The 25463-nt window shown below is 73.3% G+C and carries 24 protein-coding genes; 11 read left to right on the forward strand and 13 right to left on the reverse strand.

Translation table 11 applies throughout. The features are described from left to right. Positions 1-90 precede the first annotated feature (90 nt). A complete protein-coding gene (locus AC4OR8_RS15570) occupies positions 91-1374 on the forward strand; it encodes an acetyl-CoA C-acetyltransferase (RefSeq protein ID WP_492166500.1) in 1284 nt (427 codons plus the stop codon). A 78-nt stretch (positions 1375-1452) separates the two neighbouring features. On the opposite strand, the gene AC4OR8_RS15575 is transcribed toward AC4OR8_RS15570, so the two are convergent. The 3 genes from AC4OR8_RS15575 to AC4OR8_RS15585 all read right to left on the reverse strand — a co-directional run bounded on the left by AC4OR8_RS15575 (position 1453) and on the right by AC4OR8_RS15585 (position 5221). Further along, positions 1453-2139 (reverse strand): TetR/AcrR family transcriptional regulator, encoded by a 687-nt coding sequence (locus AC4OR8_RS15575; protein ID WP_492166501.1) that lies wholly within the window; start codon positions 2137-2139, stop codon positions 1453-1455. Between the two features lie 64 nt (positions 2140-2203). Then, a complete protein-coding gene (locus AC4OR8_RS15580; protein ID WP_492166502.1) occupies positions 2204-3580 on the reverse strand; it encodes an HNH endonuclease signature motif containing protein in 1377 nt (458 codons plus the stop codon). Between the two features lie 111 nt (positions 3581-3691). Continuing rightward, positions 3692-5221, reverse strand: coding sequence for an ATP-dependent DNA ligase (locus AC4OR8_RS15585; protein ID WP_492166503.1), 1530 nt, complete (start codon positions 5219-5221; stop codon positions 3692-3694). 110 nt (positions 5222-5331) lie between these two features. Here AC4OR8_RS15585 and AC4OR8_RS15590 point away from each other — a divergent pair, with 110 nt between their 5' ends. Then, positions 5332-6276, forward strand: coding sequence for a DNA-3-methyladenine glycosylase family protein (locus AC4OR8_RS15590; protein WP_492166504.1), 945 nt, complete (start codon positions 5332-5334; stop codon positions 6274-6276). Positions 6277-6290: 14 nt separating this feature from the next. On the opposite strand, the gene AC4OR8_RS15595 is transcribed toward AC4OR8_RS15590, so the two are convergent. Beyond that, on the reverse strand, positions 6291-7553 hold the full coding sequence (locus AC4OR8_RS15595) for a phospholipase D-like domain-containing protein (protein WP_492166505.1): 1263 nt from the start codon (positions 7551-7553) through the stop codon (positions 6291-6293). 65 nt (positions 7554-7618) lie between these two features. Here AC4OR8_RS15595 and uvrB point away from each other — a divergent pair, with 65 nt between their 5' ends. The 5 genes from uvrB (at position 7619) to AC4OR8_RS15620 (ending at position 12487) form a co-directional block, all read left to right on the forward strand. Beyond that, positions 7619-9745 carry an excinuclease ABC subunit UvrB gene (gene uvrB, locus AC4OR8_RS15600; protein WP_492166506.1) on the forward strand — a complete coding sequence of 709 codons (2127 nt, stop codon included), beginning with the start codon at positions 7619-7621 and terminating at the stop codon, positions 9743-9745. 447 nt (positions 9746-10192) lie between these two features. Further along, the gene (locus AC4OR8_RS15605; protein ID WP_492166507.1) at positions 10193-10423 is read left to right on the forward strand and encodes a hypothetical protein; all 231 of its coding nucleotides are present in this window, start codon (positions 10193-10195) and stop codon (positions 10421-10423) included. Positions 10424-10509: 86 nt separating this feature from the next. Then, positions 10510-10905, forward strand: coding sequence for a hypothetical protein (locus AC4OR8_RS15610; RefSeq protein WP_492166508.1), 396 nt, complete (start codon positions 10510-10512; stop codon positions 10903-10905). After that, the gene (locus AC4OR8_RS15615; RefSeq protein ID WP_492166509.1) at positions 10902-12191 is read left to right on the forward strand and encodes an MFS transporter; all 1290 of its coding nucleotides are present in this window, start codon (positions 10902-10904) and stop codon (positions 12189-12191) included. The genes AC4OR8_RS15610 and AC4OR8_RS15615 overlap by 4 nt, the downstream gene beginning before the upstream one ends. Beyond that, the gene (locus AC4OR8_RS15620) at positions 12188-12487 is read left to right on the forward strand and encodes a hypothetical protein (protein WP_492166510.1); all 300 of its coding nucleotides are present in this window, start codon (positions 12188-12190) and stop codon (positions 12485-12487) included. Before AC4OR8_RS15615 ends, AC4OR8_RS15620 begins: the two co-directional genes overlap by 4 nt. Positions 12488-12550: 63 nt before the next feature. Here AC4OR8_RS15620 and AC4OR8_RS15625 read toward each other — a convergent pair whose 3' ends face one another. Genes AC4OR8_RS15625 through AC4OR8_RS15645 form a run of 5 tightly spaced genes read right to left on the reverse strand, consistent with a single transcriptional unit; the run spans position 12551 to position 17954 of the window. Next, entirely contained in the window at positions 12551-13960 is a 1410-nt protein-coding gene (locus AC4OR8_RS15625) for a glycoside hydrolase family 26 protein (protein WP_492166511.1), read from the reverse strand. Then, positions 13945-14388 (reverse strand): ATP-binding protein, encoded by a 444-nt coding sequence (locus AC4OR8_RS15630; protein WP_492166512.1) that lies wholly within the window; start codon positions 14386-14388, stop codon positions 13945-13947. The genes AC4OR8_RS15625 and AC4OR8_RS15630 overlap by 16 nt, the downstream gene beginning before the upstream one ends. Continuing rightward, positions 14381-14716, reverse strand: coding sequence for an STAS domain-containing protein (locus AC4OR8_RS15635; RefSeq protein ID WP_492166513.1), 336 nt, complete (start codon positions 14714-14716; stop codon positions 14381-14383). Before AC4OR8_RS15635 ends, AC4OR8_RS15630 begins: the two co-directional genes overlap by 8 nt. Beyond that, positions 14713-16725, reverse strand: coding sequence for a glycosyltransferase (locus tag AC4OR8_RS15640; protein WP_492166514.1), 2013 nt, complete (start codon positions 16723-16725; stop codon positions 14713-14715). The genes AC4OR8_RS15635 and AC4OR8_RS15640 overlap by 4 nt, the downstream gene beginning before the upstream one ends. After that, positions 16722-17954 (reverse strand): PP2C family protein-serine/threonine phosphatase, encoded by a 1233-nt coding sequence (locus AC4OR8_RS15645; protein ID WP_492166515.1) that lies wholly within the window; start codon positions 17952-17954, stop codon positions 16722-16724. The genes AC4OR8_RS15640 and AC4OR8_RS15645 overlap by 4 nt, the downstream gene beginning before the upstream one ends. Positions 17955-18196: 242 nt before the next feature. Between AC4OR8_RS15645 and AC4OR8_RS15650 the strand changes: the two genes are divergently transcribed. Further along, entirely contained in the window at positions 18197-18892 is a 696-nt protein-coding gene (locus AC4OR8_RS15650; RefSeq protein ID WP_492166516.1) for a response regulator transcription factor, read from the forward strand. Here the strand turns inward: AC4OR8_RS15650 and AC4OR8_RS15655 are convergent. After that, positions 18871-19626: a potassium channel family protein gene (locus AC4OR8_RS15655; protein ID WP_492166517.1), complete on the reverse strand. Its 756-nt coding sequence runs from the start codon at positions 19624-19626 to the stop codon at positions 18871-18873. The genes AC4OR8_RS15650 and AC4OR8_RS15655 overlap by 22 nt on opposite strands. Positions 19627-19817: 191 nt before the next feature. On the opposite strand from AC4OR8_RS15655, the gene AC4OR8_RS15660 reads away from it, so the two are divergent. Genes AC4OR8_RS15660 through AC4OR8_RS15670 form a run of 3 tightly spaced genes read left to right on the forward strand, consistent with a single transcriptional unit; the run spans position 19818 to position 22933 of the window. Next, positions 19818-21113, forward strand: a complete 1296-nt coding sequence (locus AC4OR8_RS15660) for a glycosyltransferase family 4 protein (RefSeq protein ID WP_492166518.1) — start codon at positions 19818-19820, stop codon at positions 21111-21113. Further along, a complete protein-coding gene (locus tag AC4OR8_RS15665; protein ID WP_492166519.1) occupies positions 21100-21825 on the forward strand; it encodes a class I SAM-dependent methyltransferase in 726 nt (241 codons plus the stop codon). The genes AC4OR8_RS15660 and AC4OR8_RS15665 overlap by 14 nt, the downstream gene beginning before the upstream one ends. Then, complete coding sequence (locus tag AC4OR8_RS15670) at positions 21818-22933, forward strand: prenyltransferase (protein ID WP_492166520.1); 1116 nt, start codon at positions 21818-21820, stop codon at positions 22931-22933. Before AC4OR8_RS15665 ends, AC4OR8_RS15670 begins: the two co-directional genes overlap by 8 nt. Here AC4OR8_RS15670 and AC4OR8_RS15675 read toward each other — a convergent pair. The 3 genes from AC4OR8_RS15675 to AC4OR8_RS15685 all read right to left on the reverse strand — a co-directional run bounded on the left by AC4OR8_RS15675 (position 22904) and on the right by AC4OR8_RS15685 (position 25418). Beyond that, entirely contained in the window at positions 22904-23569 is a 666-nt protein-coding gene (locus tag AC4OR8_RS15675; RefSeq protein WP_492166521.1) for a class I SAM-dependent methyltransferase, read from the reverse strand. The two genes, AC4OR8_RS15670 and AC4OR8_RS15675, sit on opposite strands and share 30 nt — an antisense overlap. Before the next feature lie 83 nt (positions 23570-23652). After that, positions 23653-24021 (reverse strand): response regulator transcription factor, encoded by a 369-nt coding sequence (locus tag AC4OR8_RS15680; protein ID WP_492166522.1) that lies wholly within the window; start codon positions 24019-24021, stop codon positions 23653-23655. 137 nt (positions 24022-24158) lie between these two features. Further along, positions 24159-25418: an alpha/beta hydrolase fold domain-containing protein gene (locus tag AC4OR8_RS15685; protein WP_492166523.1), complete on the reverse strand. Its 1260-nt coding sequence runs from the start codon at positions 25416-25418 to the stop codon at positions 24159-24161. Positions 25419-25463: the final 45 nt, after the last annotated feature.

The raw sequence follows: 25463 nt of genomic DNA on the forward strand, positions 1-25463 counted from the left end.
ATGTAACAAGAGGTGTAACTCAGTGTCCACCTTTCGTGACGTGGCCCTCACAGCCTTCCCGTGCTGCCGCTCGGGCGCAAGGATGGGGGTATGCAATCCACCACACGGCGCGTCGCTGTCATCGGCGGCAACCGCATCCCGTTCGCCCGGTCCAACACCGTCTACTCCACGGCGTCGAACCAGGACATGCTCACCGCGGCCATCGACGGCCTGGTCACCCGCTACGGCCTCGAGGGCGAGCGCCTCGGCGAGGTCGTGGCCGGGGCCGTCCTCAAGCACAGCCGCGACTTCAACCTGACCCGCGAGTCGGTGCTCGGCTCGAAGCTGTCACCGGAGACCCCGGCCACCGACATCCAGCAGGCCTGCGGCACCGGCCTGCAGGCGGCCATCCAGGTCGCCAACAAGATCGCGCTCGGGCAGATCGAGGTGGGCATCGCCGGCGGCACCGACACGACGTCCGACGCCCCGATCGCCGTGGGCGAGGGCCTGCGCAAGGTGCTGCTCGAGGCCAACCGCGCCAAGGACCTGAAGGGCCGGCTGACCGCCCTGGCCAAGGTGCGCCCCGCCGACCTGGTGCCGAGCATCCCCCAGAACGGCGAGCCCCGCACCGGGCTGGCGATGGGTGACCACGCCGCGCTGACCGCGCTGGAGTGGCAGGTCGGCCGCGAGGAGCAGGACGAGCTCGCGGCGACGTCGCACCGCAACCTGGCCAAGGCCTACGACACCGGGTTCCTCGACGACCAGGTGACGCCGTTCCGCGGCCTCGAGCGCGACCAGAACCTGCGCCCTGACTCGTCGGTGGAGAAGCTGGGCAAGCTCAAGCCGGTCTTCGGCAAGGGCGCCGCGGCCACGATGACCGCGGGCAACTCCACGCCGCTGACCGACGGCGCATCGGTGGTGCTGCTGGCCTCGGAGGAGTGGGCGGCCGAGAGGGGCCTGCCCGTGCTCGCGTACCTCACGGCCTACGAGACCGCAGCCGTCGACTACGTGCACGGCGGCGAGGGCCTGCTGATGGCGCCGGCGTACGCCATGGCGCGCATGCTGCAGCGCGAGGGCCTGTCGCTGCAGGACTTCGACTACTACGAGATCCACGAGGCGTTCGCCTCGCAGGTGCTGTCGACCCTGAAGGCCTGGGAGGACCCGGTGTTCTGCAAGGAGCGGCTCGGTCTGGACGCACCGCTGGGTTCCATCGACCGCAGCAAGCTGAACGTCAACGGCTCGTCGCTGGCCGCGGGTCACCCGTTCGCCGCGACCGGTGGGCGCATCGTCAACGTGCTCGCCAAGCTCCTGGCGGAGAAGGGCAGCGGCCGGGGCGTCATCTCCGTCTGCGCGGCCGGCGGGCAGGGCGTCACCGCCATCCTCGAGCGTCCCTGACCCGGAGCCCGACCTCGACGGGTCCCGCCCGGCCGTCGGCCGAGCGGGGCCCGTCGTCGTACGTGCGGCCGGTGGTTGCTAGCCCCGGGTGACCGCCATCGCCAGCGCGGAGGCGACGAGGTACTCACGGACCTGCTCGCTGGAGATGGCCCCGACCGTCGGGATGCCCGGCGCGGCCTCCTTGACCAGGATGCCGACTCGGGCCAGCTGGAGCGCACCGAGCCCGCTGGCGTAGAGCGTGTTGGCCAGCAGGTCGGGATCGCCGACAGCGAAGGCGCCGCGGTCGTTGCCGTCCTGGAGGGCCTGCGCGAGCACGGCGAGGCAGCTCGAGATGCCTCGGCCCAGCCGGAACAGGGCGCCTTCCGAGATCTCGTCGAGCAGCTCGGGGCCCGAACGGCGCATCAGTGACTGGGCGCAGTCGACGAACGCCGGGTGGGCCAGGCCGTAGTCGACGAATGCGCCCACGATGGCCTCGATGCGCCGTGCAGGGTCGTCCTCGCCGGCAGCAGCGGCCTCGAGGTCGGCCCGCAGCTCGTCGAGGTAGCCGACCAGGGTGAGTGCGAACAGCTCTTCCTTGCCGGTGAAGTGCCGGTAGACGATGGCGCGGTTGATGCCGACCGCCTTCGCGATGTCCTCGATCTGGGCGTCTCGCACCCCGCGCTGGTCGAAGAGCGCGCGGGTGGCAGCGATGATGTCCTTCTCGCGGGCACGGCGACGTGCCGCCGCCGCCGATCGGCGCCCGTCGGTCTGCGTGGTCGATGCCATGGCGTCATCGTACGACTGTGCAACTCACAGTTGCACGGATGTGACGCACCTGTCGTCGACGTGCTCAGCCGCCCGGCGGGCCCGCACCGACCCGAGGGTCCCGCTCCGGCGACCCGCGTCGCGGCCGGTGGCGCACCCACGATCCGTCGTCGTCCTCCTCGGCCGTGGGCGGCAGGAACTCGGGTCGCCCGTCGGTAGCCGTGAGGCGGATGCGCCACGGGCTGTCGTGCACCCGCCGGTGGTGGATGCCGCACAGCAGGGCCAGGTTGTCCAGGGACGTCGACCCGCCGTCGGCCCAGTGCACGACGTGGTGGGCGTGGCACATCACCGGCGGCCGTCCGCAGCCCGGGAACGTGCAGCTGGTGTCCCGGGCGACCAGCGCTCGCCAGATCCCCGCGGTGACCAGCCGCGACTCGCGCCCGACGTCGAGCACCGTGCTGTCGGCGCCGAGGACGACCGGGACCACCGACGCGTCGCACGCCAGGCGGCGCACCGCTCCCGCGGTGAGCGGCAGCCCGTCGTCCGTGGCGCCGCCGCCGGTCGCCGCGTCGCCAGCAGTGAGCTGCTCGAGCGGGACGGTCACCGTCACCCGGGTCGGTTCCGCGTGGGAGTGCGGCGGGAGCGAGGTGTCCAGGGCGTGCTGCCCGACGCGCACCAGCGCGTCCCACATGCGTACGCCGTGGTCGCGGGGGTCGGGCAGCGGCGCACCCGTGTCGGTGTCGACCCCGGCGGCCGGTGCGGTGAGCGGCAGCAGGGCCTGCCGGAGCACCGCGGCGTCCTCGATGCTGCCGCGACCTCGCAGCCTGACCCCGCCGGCGCCGTCCTCGCTGATCGTCAGGAAGCGGCGCAGGTGTGCGGCGCGGGCCAACCGGTCGCGACGCCGCTCGCGCAGCCGAGCGCCCCCGTCGGGGTCGACCTCGTCGATCACCCGCTCGGCGGAACGGGCCAGGTCGGTGGCGTGCAGCCGGCCGGCCTGCTCGACCAGCAGCACCTCGGCGCGCTCACGCAGCCCGGCGTCACCGGGGAGGTCGTCGACGCCGTCGAGGACCACCACCGCCTGCTCGGGGCTCACGTCGCCCCGGGCCAGCGCGGCGAGGGTGACGGGCCGTTGCTCGACCAGGTCGCGCGACTGCTCCACCGTGCGCCGCCCGTGGCCCACCCGGACCCCGGCGAGGTGGGTGTACCAGTCGGCCGTGGAGGCCCAGCCGAGGGTGCGCCGGGGCAGGTCCCGGTCGTCGACGGCGACGAGGGCGCCGGCCTCGACCGCCCGCAGCGCCGCCCGGGCGGCCTGCACCTGCGCCACGACCTCGAGCAGCTCGCCGTCGCCCACCGCCGCCCAGTCGTGGGCCGTCAGCCCGCCCAGGAGCGAGGTCACCTCGCCCAGCACCGAGCACGCCCGGGGGAGGACCGGGGGCAGGTCGGGGATCGCCGTCATCACCATGCCCCCACCCAACCCCGCCGCCGGCCGGCGGCGGGCGGCTCGACCCGGCGGCTGTGGACAACCACGCGGGCGGGCCGCCCTGTGGACGGCACGTGGCCGCGGCCGCCGCCGTCAGGTGGGGAAGAGGCGTCGCACCGTCTCGAGGGTGTCCGCCTCGGCTGCGGACTTGTCGTCGCGGTAGCGCAGCACGCGGGCGAAGCGCAGCGCCAGGCCGCCGGGGTAGCGCGTCGAGCGCTGCACCCCGTCGAGCGCGATCTCGACGACCTGCTCCGGGCGCACCTCGACGACGTGGCCGTCGCGGCCCGTCTGCAGGCCCAGGAAGCGCTCGGTCTGCCAGGCCAGCACCTCGTCGGTCATGCCCTTGAACGTCTTGCCCAGCATCACGAACCCGTCGCCGTCACGCGCGCCGAGGTGGATGTTGGAGAGCAGGCCCTGTCGCCGCCCGGAGCCCCACTCGACGCCCAGCACCACCAGGTCGAGGGTGTGCACGGGCTTCACCTTCACCCACGCGGCACCGCGCCGCCCGGCGTCGTACGGCGACGCGAGCGACTTCACCACCACGCCCTCGTGGCCGTCGGCGACCACCTGCCGCGCGAACGCCTCGGCCTCCGCCACCCCCGGGTCGACCAGCCGCGCCACCCGGTGCGCCGCCGGCACCAGCGCGTCGAGCCGGTCGAGCCGCTCGGCGAGCGGCACCTCGAGCAGGTCGTCGCCGTCGAGGTGCAGCACGTCGAAGAAGTACGGCGTGACCCGGACGCCGTCGGCCTGCGCCGCGGAGGCCGTGCGTGACGCGGTCTCCTGGAACGGTCGCGGCCGACCCCGCTCGTCGAGCGCCAGCGCCTCGCCGTCGAGGACGAAGCGGCTGGCCGACAGCGCCAGCGCCACCTCCACGACCTCGGGCAGCCGTGCGGTGATGTCCTCCAGGGTGCGGGTGGCGACGAGCACCTGGTCGCCGTCGCGGTGCACCTGCACCCGGATGCCGTCGAGCTTCGTGTCGACCGCCACCGCGACGCCGTCGGCACCTGCGGCGCGCACCAGGCCCGCGGCGACGTCGGGAGCCGACGACGCCAGCATCGGCAGCACCGGACGTCCGACCTCGAGACCGAACGCGCCGAGCGCCTCCTCGCCGCCGGTGAGCGCGGCCACCGCGACCGCCACCGTCGACCCGGCGAGCATCGCGGCGCGACGCACCGCGGCCAGGGGGACGCCGGCCGCCGCCGCGACGGCCTCCTGCACCAGGGCGTCGAGGGCGCCCTGCCGCACCTCGCCGGTCACCGCCGCCCGGAGCCACGCCTGCTCCGCCGCGGTGGCCCGCGCGAACAGCTCGGCGACGGCCCGCGCGCGGGCGGCCTGCGACCCGGCCCCGGCCAGGCCGGCGAGGTCGGTGAACGCCGCGTCGACCTCGGCCACGCCGAGGGCGGCCTCCTCGGCCGGCTCGGGCAGGTCGGTGAGCGAGCGCCACCCCAGGCCCGTGCGGCGCTGTCGCAGCGACCCCGCGACGTAGGAGGTCACCGTCTCCACCAGCGCCGGGTCGTCGCCGCGCACCTCGCCCAGCAGCGCCGCGATCGCGGCCACCTTGGCCTTGCGCGAGCGGGTCGCGGCGACGGCCTGCGAGGTGGTGACGACGTCGGCGAGCAGCATGCGCCCATCCTGCAGCAGACCACCGACGCCGCACCGCCGCGCGCTGTCCACCGACGGGGGGCCGCTGCCGCGCTCCCGGTACGTCGGCACGCTCACGTACCGTCTGGACCATGAGCGACGGCGGGGGAGCAGGCGCGAGCCGCGCCTGGCGGCCCGACTGGCCGTGCCCGGCGGCGCGCATCCTGCGGCTGCACAAGCGCGGCGGCGGCGACCCCACCTACCGCGTGGACGGCGAGCGGCTGTGGCGCGGCATCCGCACCCCGGAGGGGCCGGCGACCATGCTGCTCGAGCCGCGACCGCACCTGGGCGAGGTGCACGCCGAGGCGTGGGGGCCCGGTTCCTCCTGGGTGCTCGACGCGGTGCCGGCCATGCTCGGCGCCCACGACGACTGGTCCGGCTTCGACCCGCGCCACCCCGTCGTCGCCGAGGCCCACCGCCACCACCCCCACCTGCGGCTGGGGCGCACCGGCCTGGTGATGGAGGCGCTGGTGCCTGCGGTCCTGGAGCAGAAGGTGACCGGTCAGGAGGCCTTCGGGGGGTTCCGGATGCTGGTGCACCGCTACGGCGAGCGCGCGCCCGGACCGGGCGCCGCGCTGGGGCTCTGGGTCCAGCCGACCGCGCAGACGGTGCGCAACGTCCCGTCGTGGGAGTGGCTCGCCATGCACGTCGACCCGCAGCGCTCGCGCACCGTGGTCACCGCGGCGAGGGTCGCCGACGCCCTCGAGCGCACCGCGGCGCTCCCGCCCGAGGAGGCCGACCGGCGCCTGCGCAGCCTGCCCGGCATCGGGGTGTGGACCAGCGCCGAGGTGCGCCAGCGCGCCCACGGCGACGCCGACGCGGTGTCGTTCGGCGACTACCACGTGGCCAAGGACGTCGGGTGGGCGCTGACCGGCACCCCGTTCGACGACGCCGAGATGGAGGCCTACCTCGAGCCCTGGCGGCCCCACCGCGGCCGGGTCACCGCGCTCCTCGCGGCGGCGGGCCTGCGCCGCCCGCGCCACGGTCCGCGGATGGCCCCCCGCACCCACCTGCCGGCCCGGGTCACCCGGCCCTGACCGGGGCGGTCTCGTCAGAGCAGCGGCCGCAACGGCCGCAGCACCAGCTCGGTGAACTTGCGGTGCAGGTCCCGGGCCTCCCACTCACCCCGGGTGAGCTCCAGGGAGTTCGACTCGTCGACCATCCAGATCTCCTCGAGGGTCTTGGCCAGCGCCTCGTCGATGACCTCGACGTTGATCTCGAAGTTGCCCGACAGGCTGAGCCGGTCGATGTTGGCGGTGCCGACCGTGGTCCAGGTGCCGTCGACGGTGGCGGTCTTGGCGTGCACCATCGCGTCGCGGAAGCGGAAGATGCGCACCCCCGCGTCGAGCAGCTGGGAGTAGTAGCCGCGCGAGAGCCAGTCGGCCACGATGTGGTTGGACTTCAGCGGGACCAGCAGCCGGACGTCGACGCCGCGGCCGGCCGCGAACACCAGGGAGTCGACGAAGTCCTGGTCGGGGATGAAGTAGGCCTGCGTGATCCACACGTTGCGGCTGGCCCGGTTGATCGCCTCGAGGTACATCGAGCGGATGGGGAACATCCACAGCCGCGGGACGTTGCGGTGGATCCGGATCCGCGGCTCCCACACCGAGCTGGTCTCCAGCAGCAGGGGCCGCTCGCTGGGCCCCAGCAACCGGCGACGGTTGAGGTTCCAGAAGTCGGCGAACGCGCGCTGCAGGTCCCACACGCCGGGCCCGGTGATCCGCACGTGGGTGTCGCGCCACTCGGTCTCGTAGGCGTCGCCGATGTTGTAGCCGCCGACGAAGCCCACGGTGCTGTCGACGACGAGGATCTTGCGGTGGTCGCGGCCGTAGCGGCGCAGGTCGAAGAACCGCCAGCCGGCGGCGTACACGGGGTAGCGCAGGACCTTCATGCCGCGCGGGAAGCGCTTGAAGACCGGCGAGACCACGAGGTTCGCGAACCCGTCGTAGATGCAGTAGACCTCCACGCCGCGGTCGGCGGCCGAGGCGAGCGCGCGCTTGAACCGCTCGCCGGTGCGGTCGCCCTTCCAGATGTAGGTCTCGAACAGGACCTGGCGCTGGGCGCCCTCGACGGCGGCCACCATGTCGTCGTAGAGGTCCTGGCCGTAGGTGTAGGTGGTGACCGTGCCGTCGCCCACCCGCACCTCGCGCGGCGGGGTGGTCGGGAACGGCTTCGACTGCTTGCCGCGACGGCGGTAGGAGTCGACGACCGACATCGCCACCGCGATCAGCACAGGGATGCCGAACACGGTCATCACGACCCGGCGCACCAGGGTGACCGTGCGGTCGGCGACGCTGGGCGGGCGCGGTCTCACGTGCACAACCTAGCGCCCCTGCGCTGCCCGTGCCGGTTGTCGGTGGAGCGCCGTACGCTCGAGTCATGCGCCCCGTCACCGATCTCGAGCGCCGTGTCGCGCCGTTCACGGTGGTCTCCGACTACCAGCCCTCGGGCGACCAGCCGAGCGCGATCAAGGAGATCACCAAGCGGATCCGCGGCGGCGTCGAGGACGTCGTGCTCCTCGGCGCCACCGGCACCGGTAAGACCGCCACCGTCGCCTGGGTGGCCGAGCAGGTGCAGCGCCCGCTGCTGGTGCTGCAGCCCAACAAGACGTTGGCCGCGCAGTTCGCCAACGAGCTGCGCCAGCTGTTCCCCGACAACGCCGTCGAGTACTTCGTGAGCTACTACGACTACTACCAGCCCGAGGCCTACGTCCCGCAGACCGACACCTACATCGAGAAGGACTCCTCGATCAACGAGGAGGTGGAGCGGCTGCGCCACTCCGCGACCAACTCGCTGCTCACCCGGCGCGACGTCATCGTGGTCTCCACGGTCTCGTGCATCTACGGCCTCGGCACCCCGCAGGAGTACGTCGACCGCATGCTGCGGCTCAAGGTGGGCGAGGAGCGCGACCGCGACTCGATCCTGCGCCAGCTCGTCGAGATCCAGTACACGCGCAACGACATGTCCTTCACCCGCGGCACGTTCCGGGTGCGCGGCGACACCCTCGAGATCTTCCCGGTCTACGAGGAGCACGCCATCCGCATCGAGTTCTTCGGCGACGAGATCGAGCGGCTGATGAGCCTGCACGCCGTCACCGGCGAGGTGCTCACCGAGGACACCGAGCTCTACGTCTTCCCCGCCACCCACTACGTCGCCGGCCCCGAGCGCATGGAGCGGGCGATCAAGGGCATCGAGCTCGAGCTGGAGGACCAGCTGGCCGCCTTCGAGAAGCAGGGCAAGCTGCTGGAGGCGCAGCGGCTCCGGATGCGCACCACCTACGACGTCGAGATGATGCGCCAGGTGGGCTCCTGCTCGGGCATCGAGAACTACTCGATGCACATGGACGGGCGCACCCACGGCTCTGCGCCGAACTGCCTGCTCGACTACTTCCCCGAGGACTACCTGCTCGTCGTCGACGAGTCCCACGTCGCGGTGCCGCAGATCGGCGGCATGTACGAGGGCGACATGTCCCGCAAGCGCAACCTGGTCGACCACGGCTTCCGGCTGCCCAGCGCGATGGACAACCGCCCGCTGACGTGGGAGGAGTTCCTGGAGCGCGTCGGGCAGACGATCTACCTCTCGGCGACGCCGGGCAACTACGAGCTCGACAAGGTCGGCGGCGACACCGTCGAGCAGATCATCCGCCCGACCGGCCTGATCGACCCCGAGGTCGTGGTGAAGCCCACCAAGGGCCAGATCGACGACCTGATCCACGAGATCCGGCTGCGCGCGGAGAAGGACGAGCGCGTCCTGGTCACGACGCTGACCAAGAAGATGTCGGAGGACCTCACCGACTACCTCCTCGACGCCGGCATCCGCACCCGCTACCTGCACTCCGAGATCGACACGCTCAAGCGCATCGAGCTGCTGCGCGACCTGCGCCTGGGCGACTACGACGTGCTGGTCGGGATCAACCTGCTGCGCGAGGGCCTCGACCTGCCGGAGGTGTCGCTGGTCTCGATCCTCGACGCCGACAAGGAGGGGTTCCTGCGCTCCGACAAGTCGCTCATCCAGACCATCGGCCGTGCCGCACGCAACGTGTCGGGCCAGGTGCACATGTACGCCGACAAGATCACCCCGTCGATGGAGTCGGCCATCGAGGAGACCAACCGGCGCCGTGAGAAGCAGGTGGCCTACAACACCGCCCACGGCGTCGACCCGCAGCCGCTGCGCAAGAAGATCGCCGACATCACCGAGATGCTGGCCCGCGAGGACGAGAACACCCAAGCGCTGCTGGAGACCTGGGCCGGCACCGCCGCCAAGGGACGCGCGGGTGGCGCCAAGGCCCGCCAGCCCACCCCGGTGCTGGGGGAGAAGGCCGCGGGCCACCACGCCCCCGACGTCTCTGGCATGCCCAGCGCCGACCTCGCCCAGCTCATCCAGGACCTCACCGAGCAGATGCGCAACGCCGCCGCCGAGCTGCAGTTCGAGGTCGCCGCCCGCATGCGCGACGAGATCTCCGACCTCAAGAAGGAGCTGCGCCAGATGATGGAAGCGACGAAGTGAGGAGCGTCGCACGCCGAGGAACGAGGCGGTGCGTGAGGGACGAGCGAGGAGCTCCGCGAGCGCAGCGAGCGGTGGCGACCAAGTGAGCGGCAGCGCCGAGCGAGGGTGGGAACTCGCTACCCGGCCCTTCACCTGCCGTGGAGCGTCTAGCGGGCCACGCCGCGGCCAGCTCGGAACCGGTCCCGGCGAGCGTCGGCCTCGCGGGACTGCCGCGAACCGGCACCGGAACGTGTCTGCTCGTGCCGAAGTGCGTGCGCAGTGGGGGAACCAGGTCGAGCGGCACTGCGTCTGACGGGGGTGCGCATGACATGTCTGCTGGCTGCTGCATCCGCCGCCGTGCTGTTCGGATGTGCGTCCGGGCCCGGCGCGGTGGAGGAACCAGGGCCGTGGCCGGCCTCGTCATCGCCCGGCGAAGCAGTGTCGATGACACCGGCGCAGGGAGAAGACGTGACGCTGAGCGTCGGGCACTGCTTCGTCGAGCCGGTTCGCGCGGCGGGCCGTGCGTGGGTGACTCGGCGCACGTATGTGGGCTACGGCGGCGGACTTCCCAGAGGATTCACCGAGGAGGGCGACTTCTTCGTGGTGTCTGGGACTGAGGCCGAGTTCGTCGCCGATGGAGGGGCCAACCTGCGATTCAAGGTCGCGCCTGATCCTCTGCGCCTGCACGTCTGTCGTTAGGGACGAACCCGTCCGCTCGTGCCGCCAGCGTGCACCGACCAGCACCGCAGGCGGCCGGTGCGCGCGCGCCGACCTACCCTGGTGCGATGAGCAGCCCCCACCACACCGTCGGCGAGGTGGCGGTGCTGCTGGTGCTCGTCGTCGCGACGGCCGCGGCGGTGTTCCTGGCCGTCACGGCCCTGGTGACCGACGTCGAGCTGGACCTCCTCGGCGTGGGTGCCGCGGCGCTGGTGCTCGGGGCCTGCACGGCCGTGGTGTGGGGCGACGGCCCGGCGGCGCCGCTGGCCCGGCTGGTGGGCCTGCTGGCGGTGGTGGTGACCGCGGCCGACGTCGGTGCCGTCGTGCTGGCGGTGCCCGGTGCGGTGCTGCTGCTGCACGAGGTGGTCGTCCAGGCCCGTGGCGCGTGGGCTGCCGGACCCGGCGCGTCGGCACCGCCCCCCACGACGGGCCGGGCGGCACGACGCGGGACGATAGGGGAGTGAGCACCACCCTCGCGCCGTCGTTGCGCGCCGCCCTCCCGGTCTGGCTGGTGGGTCTCGCCATCTACGTGCTCGCGGTGTTCCACCGCTCCTCGCTGGCGGTGGCCGGCCTCGTGGCCACCGAGCGCTTCGACATCACCGCCTCCCAGCTGGCGGCGTTCACCATGCTCCAGCTGCTGGTGTACGCCGGCATGCAGGTGCCGGTGGGCCTGCTCATCGACCGCTTCGGCTCGCGCAGCGTGCTGCTGGTCGGCGTGTTCCTGATCTCGGGTGCACAGATCGCCTTCGCGCTGGCCGAGACGTACCCCGTGGCGCTGCTCGCCCGGGTCTTCGTCGGCCTGGGCGACGCGATGACGTTCATCTGCGTGCTCCGCATCCTGGCGGCGTGGTTCCCGGCTCGCCGGGTCCCGCTGTTCACCCAGCTCACCGGCACCCTGGGCCAGCTCGGGTCGGTGGCCGCCGCGGTGCCGATGACGTGGGCGCTGGGAACCTTCGGCTGGACCCGCTCCTACCTCGCCACGGCGCTGCTCGGCCTCCTGCTCGGCCTGGTGGGGCTCGTGGTCCTGCGCGACGGCCCGGGGGTGCGCCACCTGCGCGGCACCACCTTGTCGTTCACGGCGGTGCGGGCGAGCCTGGCGGCGTCGTGGGCCCACCCCGGCACGCGGCTGGGGTTCTGGATGCACTTCTCGAGCCAGTTCAGCGCCACCACGCTGGGGCTGCTGTGGGGCTACCCCTTCTTCGTGCGCGGCGAGGGCCGTACGCCGACCGAGGCCGGGCTGCTGCTGACCCTGGTGGTCGTCGCGGTGGTCGCGTCGGGGCCCGTGCTGGGGTGGCTGATCGGGCGCCACCCGTGGCACCGCTCGACGATGGTCATCGGCGTCGTCGTGGCGATCGTGTCGGCGTGGACGGTCGTCCTTGCGTGGCCGGGCCCGGCGCCGTTCGGGCTGCTGGTCGTGCTGGCGCTGGTGTGCGGCGTCGGTGGCCCGGCGTCGATGATCGGGTTCGACGTCGGTCGCACCTCCAACCCCGCCGAACGCCTGGCGAGCTCCACCGGGATCATCAACGTGGCAGGCTTCGTGGCGTCGCTGGCCCTGGTCGTGGCCATCGGCCTGGTGCTGGACTGGCGCACCCCGGGCGACAGCACCGCCTACTCGCCGAGCGCCTTCCGCTGGGCGATGTGCACCCAGTACGTGCTGTGGGCCCTCGGCCTGGTGCAGCTGTTCCGCTACCGGGCGCGGGCCCGCCGCGTCATCGACCGCGCCGCCCTGCAGGCAGGGGTGCCGGCATGACCCGCGACACCCCGCCGGAGCTGACCCCCGACGGCCACCACGTCGTCATCGACGGTCGACGCTGGCGGGCCACCGACCCCGCCATCCCGCCGGAGCGGCGCGCCGAGCTGCAGAAGGTGCTGATGGCATGGCGCCGCGACGTACGACGCACCCGCGGCAGCGACGAGGAGGCCACGTCGCGCGCCGGTGTGCAGGCCGCCAAGGTCGCCCTCGGGGAGCGCGGCGACCCCTGGTGGGAGCAGGACGACGAGACGCGCCGCCGCCGGTGGGAGGCCGAGGTGTCCGGGCCGGGGTGACCCGCCCGGCTCAGGCCCAGGCACGGGCCCGTGCCCAGGCCCGGGCCCCACGGGGGGACAGGCTCAGCGCAACCAGGGCGGACGCATGCGGCGACGCCGCACCGACAGCGCGACGGCGGCCGCCGCGAGGACCACGACCAGGGTGGCGAGCACGCCGAGGGCCAGCGGCGGCACCCCGCCCTGGTCGCCGGCCGCGGCCTCCTGGCCGCCGTCGTCGCCGGAGGTGCCCGGGTCGGCGGCGTCCAGCGACGACCCCGCCGACGGCGACGCCCCCGACGGACCGATCCCCTCGACCGGGGCGACGGTGAACGAGCCGGCCTCCAGGTCGTCGACGTAGGCCCGCGACAGCGCAGGCGTGCGGCTGATCCGCCAGTCCACGGGGGCGCCGGTCTCCGACTCGTCGCGACGCCGCTCCAGCCACATCACGGCGGCCAGGCGCGGTCGCTCGACGGGGGCGGCGAGCACCTGGCGCCACCAGGCGCGCTTGACCGCCAGCTCGGCGGCACCGCCGGCACCCGGGGTCCACAGCGCACCCGTGGTCAGCAGGAACGGCTTCTTGCTCGGACCGGAGAACCGGACGTAGAACGTCTTGCGGAACACGTCGTCGCCGTAGCCGAAGCGCTCCTTGAAGCGCTCCTCGAGCTCGTCGGCCGGCGGCACGGTGTTCTCGCCGAACCGCTCCTGGCTGGTGCCGAAGCGGTAGATCGTCAGCCCCACCCAGTCGGCGGCCTCGTCGCCGGGGTAGTACGGCCCGTAGGGGTCGTCGGTGTCGGTGACCCGGCCGTCGCCGTCGGTGTCGAGCAGCCGGCGGGTCGCCCCGGAGATGCGCTGCGGTGCGAGCCGGGTCGTCGTCGTGTCGTCCACGACCTGGCCGAAGGGGTAGCCCGCGCCGTAAGAGGGCGCCCACACCATGGCCGCCTCGTCGGTGGCCTCGTGCACGGCGTCGGCCACCGTGCGGAAGGCCTCCACGTACTCGCGCGGCTGCTGCCCCCACAGCGTCCAGTTGCCGTTCATCTCCGGCCCGAAGCGTACGGCGAAGTAGCTGCCGTCGACCATGGCGAGCTCGGCGAGGTCGCCGGCCAGCATCGCGGCGTCGTCGTCGGTGAGCGCGTCGAGGTCGGCGGGCTCGAGGGTCACCACGGCCAGGGCGCCGGCGCCGGCGGCCTGGTCGGAGAGGTCGGCGAGCGCCTCGCGGCCCTCGGTGTCGAGCGGGTAGGCGAAGGAGCGGCCGAACAGCGAGGCGTCGGCACCCAGCCGGTCGGCGTACGCCGACGCGGAGTCGTCGCTCCAGTCGAGGTCGGGCCCCCACCAGGGCGACCCGGGCACCGGCTCGGGCACGGAGACGGCCGGGGCGGCGGGCCCAGCGGACCGGGCGGAGGCGGACTCCGCGCCGACCAGGGGCAGCGCCAGGGCCGCGACGAGGGTCACCAGCGAGGTGCGACCGCGCCCGGCCGAGGTCAGCCGAGGTCGCATCGCATGCTCCAGTGGTTGCGCCCGTCGACGCGCTCGAAGGTCAGGTCGCTGAGCGAGGCCAGCGCGAGCGCCAGGCCGCGCCCGGTCTCCGCCTCGTCGTCGTCGGGCATGGTCACGCTGCCGAGGTCGATCGCCACGGGCTGGCCGTTGTCGGCGAGGTGCACGTGCACGGCGCTGTCGGAGACGCCGAGCCCGATGCAGAACCGTCGCCCGCGGGCGGCCTGGTCGGCGGCGAAGGCGTGCTCGATGACGTTGGCCACGATCTCGATGACCGACAGCTCGACACGCATCCGCTCGGCCGGCGGCACCTGCTCGTGCTGCAGCCACAGGTTCTCCAGCAGCACGTGCACGAGGTCCAGCATCTGCTCGTCGGCGGGCGCCGAGAGCTCGAGCCGGTCGGGCAGCTCGGCCAGGGCGGCCTCAGTCATCGAACGCGCCCTCCACGTCGTCGCGCGGGCGCAGGATGCGGGTGAGGTTGGTCAGGTCCAGCACCGTGAGCACGGCCTCGGTCGGGCGGGCGATCCGCAGGTCGCCGCCCTGCTGCCGGGTCGACTTGACGCCCCCGATGAGCGCGCCGAGGCCGGAGGAGTCGATGAACGCGGTGTCGACGAGGTCGACCACGATGCGGTGGGTGCCGCCCGCCACGAGCTCGGCGAGCACCTGCTTGAGCTGGCGCGCGGCCACCATGTTCAGCCTGCCCTCGGGGCGGACGACACCGATGCCGGCGGCGGTGGTGTCGACGTGGAACTCGGTCATGCTGCTCCCTCTGCGTGGTCCCTGCCGGTGGCCGTGCGGTCACCGGGGGTGTCGGTCGTGGTGGGTGGTGCGGCGTCCGGCTCGAAGCCGCGGTAGCGGGCGGCCTTGATGATGACGGAGAAGATCGCCAGGTCGAACGCCACCCAGGCGATGTTCAGGACCGTACCGACCCCGTCGGCGTACCCCAGGGTGAGGCGCACGACGCCGATGATGCTCGCCACGACCAAGGTGGCCATCGCGAACAGCTGCGGGCGCACGAGGTGCCAGGCAGGTCCGGTGGGGCTGCGCTTCTCCTTGGGGGTGACGGCGAAGTCGAGGGGGCGGCCGAGCACGACGTTGCCGAACGCCGAGGTGAACGCCCTGATCCACGTCGGGAACAGCGCCAGGGAGTACTGCTGGCCCCGCCAGGTCCGGCGGCCGTTGGCAACCACCAGGAACAGCAGCTGGTTGACCACCAGGAACGGCACGAGGCGGATGAAGAACTCCGAGCTGAGCGCCTCCACCGGCAGCACCCCGAACACCAGGTAGATCACCGGCGCGGCGAGGTAGACGATCGCGGCGAAGCCCGAGAGGTAGCTCCACATCGTGGAGAAGTACATGAGGCGCTGGCCCCAGGAGAGCCGCTTCTGGGTCAGCGGGTTCTCCCGCAGCATCACCTGCATGGTGCCCTGGGCCCAGCGCAGCCGCTGGGTGAGCATGGTCTCCAGGTCCTCCGGCGCGAGGCCGAAGGCCAGGTTCTCGTCGTGGTACGCCGACTTCCAGCCCAGCCCGTGCATCCGCATGCAGGTGGCCATGTCCTCGGTGACCGAGATCGTCGCCATCGGCATCACCGCCTGGGCCTCCCCGCGCCGGTCGACGTTGACGGAGTCGACGAGCGCCTGCACCGAGTCGATGGCGCCCAACGGCGACCAGTCGCGCCCGGCCATGTGCTCGAGCACCTCGGTGTGGTCGACCAGGCTGCCGTCCCCGGCGTCCGACTCCGCCTCGAGCTCGGCGATGGCCTGCAGGTCGGCGGCCATCACCTCGAGGTCGGCGGCGACCAGGCGTCGGCGCACGGCGTCGACGGTCTGCTGGAAGTCGTAGGTGACGTCGAACATCGCCTCGCCGACCCCGAGGCGCTCGCGCGCCGCGATGACGGCCTGCTCGACCTCGAGCAGCGCGGCACGCACCACCACCTCGTCCTTGGGCGTGCGGCGCCGCGCCTTGCGGATCACCGACTGGCCGAAGTACAGGTTGCGCCAGACCTTCAGCGCCATCTCGTCGGCGTAGCGCACCACGCCGATCTGCATCAGGGCGTCGCGCCGCAGCACGGCGTTGGAGCCGCAGAAGAACGCCGCGTTCCAGCCGTCCTTGCCGGCCTGGATGGGGCCGTAGAACAGCGGGGCCTGGCTGCCCAGCGGGTCGTCGTCGGGCACGTTGACGAAGAACTGGTTGGTCTGCACCAGCCCCATCCGCTCGTCGCGGAAGTAGCCCAGGGTGCGGTCGAGGATCTGCGGCTCGGGGATCTGGTCGGCGTCGAGGATGAGGATGAACTCGCCCTCGATCTGCTCCAGCGCGTTGTTCAGGTTGCCGGCCTTGGCGTGACGGGGCATGTCGACCCAGTCGGTGGAGCGGGTGATCCAGCCGATCTGCGCGGCCTCGGCGGCCGCGCGCATCTCGGGGCGGTTGCCGTCGTCGAGGATCCAGGTCTGGTGGGGGTAGCGGATGCGCTGGGCCGCGAGCGCGGTGGCCATCACCAGCTCGATCGGCTCGTTGTACGTCGTGATGAGGACGTCGACCGTGAGGCCCTCCTCCGGCTCCGGCGGGTCCCCGCGCTCCTTGAGCCGCCACATCCCGATGCCGAACAGCAGGGAGTCGACCAGGCTGTAGGTCTCCGCCAGCACCAGCGGGACCGCCAGCCACCAGGCGTCCCAGTTGATCGAGACCAGCCAGCGCCAGGCGACGTAGTTGATGCCCAGGATGGCCGTGACGAGCACCACCGTGCGCACCAGCAGCAGGCGACGCGTCACCGCAGGCCTTCCTCGGGGCGGCGGTAGACCGCGACGGCCGTGACGTCGTCGAGCGCGGTGCGGGCCCGGGTCAGGTCGGCGATCGCGGCGAGCAGCGAGGTGGGGTCGGGGTGCGCGGCGACGAGCGCCCCGATCGGCTTCCACCACTCCACCTGCTCGTCGACGAGGTCGAGGAGACCGTCGCTGAACATCAGCACCCGGTCGCCCGGCGCGACCGCCGCCTCCAGCTCGTCCCAGTGGTCGTCGGGCAGCACGCCGATGGGGGTGCCGGGGCCGTTGAGCCGTTCGATCTCGCCGTTCGAACGCACCAGCAGGCACAGGCCGCTGCCGGCGTCGACGTAGCGCAGGAAGCCGTCCTCGAGGTCGACGGCCGCCTCCATCAGCGTCACGAACGACTCGGTGCGCTCGAGGTCGGCCATCAGGCTGCGCGCCACCTGGGTGACGGTCACGCCGAGGTCGACCCCGGCGACCACCGCGGAGTGGGTGCCGCGCACGGCGGCGCGCACGCCGGCGCCCACCAGGGCGGCACCGGTGCCCTTGCCCATCACGTCGCCCAGGGTGAGGTGGGCGACGTCCTGGTCGACGGCGAAGTCGTAGAAGTCGCCGCCGACGCCGAGCGAGGGCAGGCAGATGCCGTTGATCTCCCAGCCGCCCGTCGAGACGGCCTGGTCGGGCAGCATCGAGGCCTGCACCCAGGTGGCCTGGGTCATCTCCGAGTTCGACACCAGCTCCTGCTGCGCCCACGCGGCCATGTCGTCGAAGGCGCCCGCCAGCTCGCCGTCGAGGGTGCGCGGGCGGGTGTCGTAGATGGCGAAGACACCGACGGCGTTGCCGGCGGCGTCGAGCAGGGGGCTGGCGGCGTAGAACCTGAGGCCGAGGGCGCTCACGGACTCCAGGTCGCGGTAGCGGACGTCGGTGGTCATGTCCTCGACCACGACGCCGGTCCCGGTGGTGATGCACTGGTCGCAGGGCACCTGGTCCCGCACCGACTCGCGCAGGGCACCGAGGCCGTACTGGCCGACGTGCAGGGCACGGTCCTCGTCCATCACCGTGATCGTGGCGGCAGGCACGTCGAAGACCAGGTGGGCCAGGCGGGTGATCCGGTCGAAGCGCTCCTCGGGCCGGTCGACCTGCACGCCGAGGGACTCGACGGCGCGTTGCCGGCGCTCCTCGCGGGTGGCGGCGGACAGGGTCGGGCCGTCCGGGTCGGTCCCCACGTCGATCCCCATGTCGCTGTCGCCTTCCGCCGCGGTGTCGTGTGCTGTGGCGCAGTCGTCTCGACGGGGTGCCGTCAGACGCCGGGGAAAGCCTCGCACGTCCCAGCCGCCCCGCGGACCACAACCGGGGAAGAGGCCGGCCCCGCCGCGCCCGGCCGGGATCGCCACGAGCGGTCCACAGCCGTGCCACAGGGGGGCCACGCGACGTCCACGTACGGCGCGATAGCGTGGCGGCGACTCCAGGAGGGGACGACGTGACAGCTGCACAGCGCGTGGTGGTCGTCGAGGACGACCCCGACATCCGCGAGACCCTCGTGCTGGTCCTGCAGCGCACGGGGCTCGAGGTGCACGCCACCGACAGCGGCACCGACGCGATCGAGCTGGTGCGCGAGCTGTCACCCGACCTGGTGACCCTGGACCTGACGCTGCCCGACCTCGACGGCACCGAGGTGTGCCGCAGGCTGCGGGAGTTCAGCGACTCATACATCATGATGATCACCGGGCGCAGCGAGGAGATCGACCGCCTGGTCGGGCTCGAGGTGGGCGCCGACGACTACATGGCCAAGCCGTTCTCCGCGCAGGAGGTGCGGGCCCGGGTGGCCGCCCTGCTGCGCCGTCCGCGGGCCTCGGCCGCCGCCCCGCCGCCGCCGGTCGACGCCGGCGGCGGGCTGACGCTGCTGCCCGGTGAGCACACCGCGGAGCTCGACGGCGTGCCGCTGCCGTTCACCCCGGCCGAGGTCGACCTGATGGCCGCCTTCGCCGGTCGCCCGGGCCAGACCTGGACGCGGGCCGACCTGGTCCGCACCGTGTGGCAGGGCGAGTTCATGGAGTCCGACTTCCTCGTCGACGTCCACGTCGGCAACCTGCGGCGCAAGCTCCGCCGCGCCGGGAGCGCCCGCGCCTGGATCCGCACGGTGGAGGGCTCGGGCTACGTCTTCGACCCGTCCTGACCGCGCACGGTGAGCCCCACCAGGCGGGCCACCACCAGCGCGACGTAGAGGACGCCGGCGACCATCTCCACCATCACCACCGAGCGGGCGTGCGGCTCCACGGGCACCACGTCGGAGAGCCCGACGCTGGTGAGGGTGGAGAACGACAGGTAGAGCAGCTCGAACCAGGCCCGGTCCTGGTCGGGACCGGTGCCGACGAACGACCCCGGCACGGCGACCTGCACGGCGGCGAAGAGGTAGGCGAAGCCCCAGGCCACCACCGTGAACGCCGCGCCGGTGGCGAACAGCTCGTCGCGGGTGACCCGGTCGTCGTGGAACAGGTAGCGGATCATGCTGTAGGAGACGTAGAAGTAGAACGGCGCGTGCGCCATCGCCGAGGCGAGCACGATCCACCCGGTGTCCGGGGACGTCGCCTCCAGCACGGTGAACACGATCGCGGGGCCGCCCAGCAGCAGGGCCAGCCAGCTGAGCGCCGGGGTGCGCCGCACCGCCCACAGCGCCAGGCCCACCACCCCGATCTGCACGACACCGAGCACCGCCCGGCCGGGCACGCTGTCGTCGAGGAACGGGTAGGCCAGCACGGCCACCAGCTGCGCACCCAGCAGGACGGCCGAGGGCTGGCGGCCGAGCACGGGTCGCAGCCGCTGCTGGTGACCGCGCTCGTGGTCGCCGTGCCGGCCGGTGGGCGACACCGGTGGCACCGGAGCGCCCGCGGGAGTGGCAGCGTCGGTCATGCGCCGCATCCTAGGGACACCGCAGGGGGCTGGGGCACCAGGCGCGGCGCACGCGGTGCGGTGGGCCGACGAGTCCCGACCGGACGACGCACCCGCCCGGGCCGACGGGGGGAGGCCGCGGTGCGACCCTTAGGCTACCGACGCGTAGCCCACCCGGGCTGCCTCGACGTGGAGAAGGGTGCGGACCACCGATGCGGGTCGCGATGCTGTCCTACCGCTCCAAGCCCCACTGCGGCGGACAGGGCGTCTACGTGCGTCACCTCTCTCGCGAGCTGGTGGCCCTGGGGCACCAGGTCGAGGTGTTCTCCGGCCAGCCCTACCCCGAGCTCGACGAGGGGGTCGGGCTGACGAAGGTGCCGAGCCTCGACCTCTACCGCGAGCCCGACCCGTTCCGGGTCCCGGGCCTGCGCGAGTTCCGCAACCTCGTCGACGTCGAGGAGTTCGCGACGATGTGCACGGCGGGCTTCCCGGAGCCCAAGACGTTCAGCACCCGGGTGGCCCGGCTGCTGCGCGAGCGCGCCGACGAGTTCGACGTCGCCCACGACAACCAGGTGCTCGGCTACGGCATGCTCGAGGTCGAGCAGCTGATGCCGCTGGTCACCACGGTCCACCACCCCATCACCTTCGACCGCCGCATCGACCTGGGCAGCGCCACCGGCCTGCGCCGGCGGGCCGCGCTGCGCCGGTGGTACGGCTTCCTGCGCATGCAGGGCCGCGTCGCGCGCAGCGCCCGACGCATCGTGACGCCGTCCGACGCCTCGCGCCGCGACATCGCCACCGACTTCGGGGTCGACCCCGCGCGCATGCAGACGATCCTGCTCGGCGTCGACGACGTGTTCGTGCCGCCCACCGAGCCGCGGGTGCCGGGAAGGATGCTGGCCATGGCCAGCGCCGACGCCCCGGTCAAGGGCATCTCCACCCTGCTGGAGGCCTTCGCCAAGCTGCGCACCGAGCGCGACCTCGAGCTGGTGCTGGTCACCCGCCCGCAGCCCGGGGGGCGCACCGAGCAGCTCATCGAGCGCCTCTCCATCGGTGACGCGGTGCGCTTCGTGCACGGCGTCAGCGACGAGGAGCTGGTGCGCCTGATGGGCTCCGCCGAGCTGGCCTGCGTGCCGTCGCTCTACGAGGGCTTCTCGCTGCCGACCGCCGAGCTGATGGCGTGCGCCACCCCGCTCGTCGTGTCGCGCGCCGGCGCCATCCCGGAGGTCGTCGGCCCCGACGGCGAGTGCGCCGACCTGGTCACCCCCGGCGACGTGGGGCAGCTGGAGGCCGCGTTGGCCTCGCTGCTCGACGACCCCGAGCGTCGCGCCCGCATGGGCGCCGCCGGTCGGCGCCGCGTGGAGGAGCTGTTCAGCTGGCGGGCGGTCGCCGTCGCGGTGGCCGCCGTGTACGACGAGGTCGTCACCAGCTGGCGGGCCGAGGGGCCCATGCCGTCCGCCGGCCGCAAGGGCCGCCGCAGCAGGAGGAGCACGAGTGCTGACCGTTGACTTCGACCGCCTGGGCCTGGTGCCCGGCGACCGGGTGCTCGACATGGGGTGCGGCGCGGGTCGCCACGCCTTCGAGATGTACCGCCGCGGGGGTGACGTCGTCGCCTTCGACCAGGACGCCGACGAGCTCGCCGGGGTGCGCGAGCTGTTCGCGGCGATGCGCGAGGCCGGTGAGGTGCCGGCCGGCGCGGAGGCCGACGTCAAGGAGGGCGACGCGCTCGCGCTGCCCTTCGCCGACGGCGAGTTCGACCGGGTGGTGGCCGCCGAGATCCTCGAGCACGTCCCGGCCGACATCCAGGCCATCGGCGAGCTCGTCCGGGTCCTGCGACCCGGCGGGACGCTCGCGGTGTCGGTGCCGCGGTGGTTCCCCGAGCTGGTGAACTGGAAGCTGTCGGAGGACTACCACGACGTGCCCGGTGGCCACATCCGCATCTACTCCGACAAGGAGCTGATCGGCAAGCTCACCACCGCCGGCCTGGAGCTGGAGGGCAAGGACTACGCCCACGGGCTGCACTCGCCGTACTGGTGGATCAAGTGCGCGGTCGGCGTGCGCAACGACGACCACCCGCTGGCCAAGGCCTACCACCGGCTGCTGGTGTGGGAGATCGTGGAGCAGCCGCGCGCCCTGCGCCTGGCCGGCAAGGTGCTCGACCCGCTGATCGGCAAGAGCATGGTGCTGTACCTGCGCAAGCCCGTGGCGGCGCATGTCTGAGCGGCCGGCGCCGGCCCAGCCGTCGGTCCTGCCGTCGGTGGCCGGCGTCCTGAGCGCCGCGCAGGTCGCCCGCACCGCCGCGGCGATCGCGGCGATGCAGGAGCCCAGCGGGGCGGTGCCGTGGACGACCGGGGAGCACGTCGACGTGTGGAACCACGTCGAGGCGGCGATGGCCCTGCTGGTCGGGGGCGAGGTCGAGGCCGCCGAGGCGGCGTACGCGTGGGTGCCGACGGTGCAGCACGCCGACGGGTCGTGGCCGATGAAGGTCGTCGGCGGCGTGGTCGAGGACGACCGCCCCGAGGTCAACATGAGCGCCTACCTCGCCGTCGGGGTCTGGCACCACTGGCTGGTGCGCCACGACCACGGGTTCGTCGCCCGGATGTGGCCCTCGGTGCGCGCCGGCCTCGACTGGGTGGTGTCCCAGCAGCTGCCCTTCGGCGGGATCAACTGGACCCCCGGCGACGACGGTGCGCTGCTGGCGGGCTCCTCCAGCATCTACCAGTCGCTGCGCGCCGGCATCGCGCTGGCCGACCTGCTCGACGAGCCCCAGCCGGGCTGGGAGCTGGCCGGCGGGCGCCTCGGCCATGCGCTGCGCCACCACCGCGACCTGTTCCTGGACAAGTCGACCTTCTCGATGGACTGGTACTACCCGGTGCTGGGCGGGGCCGTGCGCGGCGACGCGGCCCGGGCGCTGCTCGACTCCCGCTGGGACGACTTCGTGGTGCCGGGCCTCGGCATCCGCTGCGTCGACACCAACCCGTGGGTGACCGGGGCCGAGACCTGCGAGCTGGTGCTGGCCCTCGACGCGATCGGTGACCACGACCGCGCGCTCGCGCTGCTGCGCGACGTGCAGCACCTGCGCCACGACGGCGACGGCTACTGGACGGGCTGGGTCTTCGGCGACGACGTGTTCTGGCCCGGTGAGCAGACCACCTACACCGCCGCGGCCGTCGTGCTCGCCGTGGACGCGCTGGGGGAGGAGCACGGCACCGCCACCCCCGGCTCCGGCATCATGCGTGGCACGTCGCTGGCGCCCCACCCCGCCGAGCTGGGCCTGGAGTGCGGCTGCCCGTCGCCGTCAGCCGACCGGGTCGCCGGCCCCGCCTGAGGTACGGCGCAGCACCCGCATCGAGCCCACGGTCTCCACCTCGCTGAACGCGCCACCGGCCAGCGCGCGCTGCCAGACGTGGTACGGCGCCTGGCCGCCGTCGGCGGGGTCGGGGAACACGTCGTGCACCAGCAGCACCCCCCCGGGCCGCACCCAGGGCGCCCACCCGGCGTAGTCGGCCTGGGCGTGCTCCTCGGCGTGCCCGCCGTCGATGAACAGCAGGGCCAGCGGCGTGCGCCAGTGCCGCGAGACGGTGGTGCTGGCGCCGACCACGGCGACGACGTGCTCCTCGAGGCCCGACTCCTCCAGCGTGCGGCGGAACACCGGCAGGGTGTCCATCCGCCCGGTGCGCGGGTCGACCAGCGAGGTGTCGTGGTGCTCCCAGCCGGCCTGGTTCTCCTCCGAGCCACGGTGGTGGTCGACGGTGAACACGACGGCCTGGGGACCGCCCACCTCGCGCGCCGCGGCGGCGAGGTGGAGCGCCGACTTCCCGCAGTAGGTGCCGACCTCGAGCGCAGGGCCCTCCGCCAGCGCGGCGAGCGCGTGGCGGTGGAGCAGGAGGCCCTCGTCGGTGGGCAGGAAGCCCTTCGCCGCCCGGGCGTGGGCCTGCCAGTCGGTGCGCTCGCTCGTGGTCACGGCGCCGACCCTAGGTGCACCCGGCCGGGGCGCGGGTCGCCGGTGTCGGTCGCCGGTGTCGGTGGCCGGTGGTGGCGGGGTGGTCAGGCCGGTGCGGCGAGCATCTCCTCGACGCGCTGGCTGAGCTCGCCGATGCTGAACGGCTTGGTGACGTAGGCGTCGGCGCCGGCCGCGAGACCGGCCTCGATGTCGGCACGCGACGAGCGCGCGGAGACCATGAGGATGCGGGGCGCGGGGCTGGGCTGCTGCTTGAGCAGCCGGGCCAGCTCGAGGCCGTTGAGCCCGGGCATGCTGACGTCCATCACCACCAGGTCGAAGGAGCGCTCGGTCACCTCGACCATGGCGTTCCACGACTCCGGCACCGACTCCACGTGGTGCCCTGCCATCTCCAGCACCGTCGCGAGCAGCTCGCGCACGTCGTTCTCGTCCTCGACCACCAGCACCTTGGCCATGCAGCCCTCCTCGTACGTCGATCCGGCGGAAGACCGCCCCCTGCACCAGCATGACACCCCCACCCCGGCCCGGGCGACCAACCCCGCGTCGAGCTGTGAAGACGTCGTGAAGACCCGGCCGGTGCCCGAGCGGACGGTCAGGGCCCGGCCGCGACGCCCACCGTGCCCGCCTGCGCGTCGAGCCCGGCGCGGTAGCGGCCCCAGTGCCAGTGCAGGTAGCGGTCGACGGCGCGCACGACGTGCACGGAGCGGATCGAGGGCAGCACGTCGAAGGCGTGCTGGGCGCCGGGCAGCTCGGCGTAGACCACGCTGCGGCGCGACACCCGGCGCAGCGCGTCGACGAACTGCCGGGCCTGGTCGAGCTCGACCACCGTGTCGCGGGTGCCGTGCACGACGAAGAAGTCGGGGGCGTCGGGGCCCACCCGCAGCAGCGGGGAGGCCGCCTCGAACGCGTCGGGGTCGCGGCGCCAGCGCCGGCGCAGCACGACCGGGCCGAGGAACCGGTCGCGCATCTGCACGGCGCTGCGCAGGCCGGTGGCGCCGGTGAAGTCGTAGACGCCGTAGTGGGGCACGGCGACCTGCACCGAGGTGTCGGCGTCCTCGAACCCGGGCTGCCACACGGGGTCGCCCGGGGTCAGCGCCGCCAGGGCGGCGAGGTGGCCGCCGGCCGAGCCGCCGGTGATCACGACGTACCCGGGGTCGCCGCCGTAGGCCGCGACGTGCTCCTTGACCCAGGCCAGCACCTTCTTCACGTCGACGACCTGCGCCGGGAACGGGTGGCGCGGGGCGAGGCGGTAGTTGGGGGCGACGCAGACCCAGCCCTTGGCGGCGAGGTGCTGCATCAGCGGGATGCCCTGGGTGTCCTTGGCGCCGAGCGTCCACCCGCCGCCGTGCACCTGCACCAGCACGGGCGCGCCGCCCGCGGGTCGCTCGCGGGGGGAGTACACGTCGAGCAGGCCGCGGCGGCCGGTGGCGTCGTCGTAGGCGATGTCGCGCTCCACGTGCACCTGCGGGTCGCTCATCCGCAGCGGGTTGGCCAGCCGCCGCCACGGCACCGCCACGTCGGCCGGTGCGGGCGCCTGGAGCTGGTCGGCGTCGACGCCGAGCCCGTCGCGCAGCGCCTGGTCGACGACCCGGCGCGCGGACAGGCTCTCGCGCACCAGGACCGCCAGGCCGGCGGCGCCGAGGCCGGCGAGGGCCAGCCCCACGGGGTCGCGGCGGCGTCCGCGGCTGTGGGCCGCGGCGTCGAGGGCGGTGAGGGCGAGCAGGTGGGGCGCGAGCTCGCCGACGCCCCACCCCGCGGCGAACGACGGCAGGCCGGCACCGATGCCCGGCACCGGACGCAGCGCGTTGGCGACGAGGGCGGTCGTGGCGACCTGACGCAGCCGGAAGAACATGGCCCCCATGTTAACCGGTCGGTAACCTTCCGGGGGTGTGTGAGC

Source organism: Nocardioides sp. FY1077 (assembly GCF_058681775.1).

What these genes read in the sequence shown, in the direction of transcription:
- AC4OR8_RS15570 (WP_492166500.1), top strand. Translation starts at nt 91, where the DNA reads ATGCAATCCACCACACGGCGCGTCGCTGTCATCGGCGGCAACCGCATC.
- AC4OR8_RS15575 (WP_492166501.1), bottom strand. Translation starts at nt 2,139, where the DNA reads ATGGCATCGACCACGCAGACCGACGGGCGCCGATCGGCGGCGGCGGCA.
- AC4OR8_RS15580 (WP_492166502.1), bottom strand. Translation starts at nt 3,580, where the DNA reads ATGGTGATGACGGCGATCCCCGACCTGCCCCCGGTCCTCCCCCGGGCG.
- AC4OR8_RS15585 (WP_492166503.1), bottom strand. Translation starts at nt 5,221, where the DNA reads ATGCTGCTCGCCGACGTCGTCACCACCTCGCAGGCCGTCGCCGCGACC.
- AC4OR8_RS15590 (WP_492166504.1), top strand. Translation starts at nt 5,332, where the DNA reads ATGAGCGACGGCGGGGGAGCAGGCGCGAGCCGCGCCTGGCGGCCCGAC.
- uvrB (WP_492166506.1), top strand. Translation starts at nt 7,619, where the DNA reads ATGCGCCCCGTCACCGATCTCGAGCGCCGTGTCGCGCCGTTCACGGTG.
- AC4OR8_RS15610 (WP_492166508.1), top strand. Translation starts at nt 10,510, where the DNA reads ATGAGCAGCCCCCACCACACCGTCGGCGAGGTGGCGGTGCTGCTGGTG.
- AC4OR8_RS15620 (WP_492166510.1), top strand. Translation starts at nt 12,188, where the DNA reads ATGACCCGCGACACCCCGCCGGAGCTGACCCCCGACGGCCACCACGTC.
- AC4OR8_RS15625 (WP_492166511.1), bottom strand. Translation starts at nt 13,960, where the DNA reads ATGCGACCTCGGCTGACCTCGGCCGGGCGCGGTCGCACCTCGCTGGTG.
- AC4OR8_RS15630 (WP_492166512.1), bottom strand. Translation starts at nt 14,388, where the DNA reads ATGACTGAGGCCGCCCTGGCCGAGCTGCCCGACCGGCTCGAGCTCTCG.
- AC4OR8_RS15635 (WP_492166513.1), bottom strand. Translation starts at nt 14,716, where the DNA reads ATGACCGAGTTCCACGTCGACACCACCGCCGCCGGCATCGGTGTCGTC.
- AC4OR8_RS15645 (WP_492166515.1), bottom strand. Translation starts at nt 17,954, where the DNA reads ATGGGGATCGACGTGGGGACCGACCCGGACGGCCCGACCCTGTCCGCC.
- AC4OR8_RS15655 (WP_492166517.1), bottom strand. Translation starts at nt 19,626, where the DNA reads ATGACCGACGCTGCCACTCCCGCGGGCGCTCCGGTGCCACCGGTGTCG.
- AC4OR8_RS15660 (WP_492166518.1), top strand. Translation starts at nt 19,818, where the DNA reads ATGCGGGTCGCGATGCTGTCCTACCGCTCCAAGCCCCACTGCGGCGGA.
- AC4OR8_RS15670 (WP_492166520.1), top strand. Translation starts at nt 21,818, where the DNA reads ATGTCTGAGCGGCCGGCGCCGGCCCAGCCGTCGGTCCTGCCGTCGGTG.
- AC4OR8_RS15680 (WP_492166522.1), bottom strand. Translation starts at nt 24,021, where the DNA reads ATGGCCAAGGTGCTGGTGGTCGAGGACGAGAACGACGTGCGCGAGCTG.
- AC4OR8_RS15685 (WP_492166523.1), bottom strand. Translation starts at nt 25,418, where the DNA reads ATGTTCTTCCGGCTGCGTCAGGTCGCCACGACCGCCCTCGTCGCCAAC.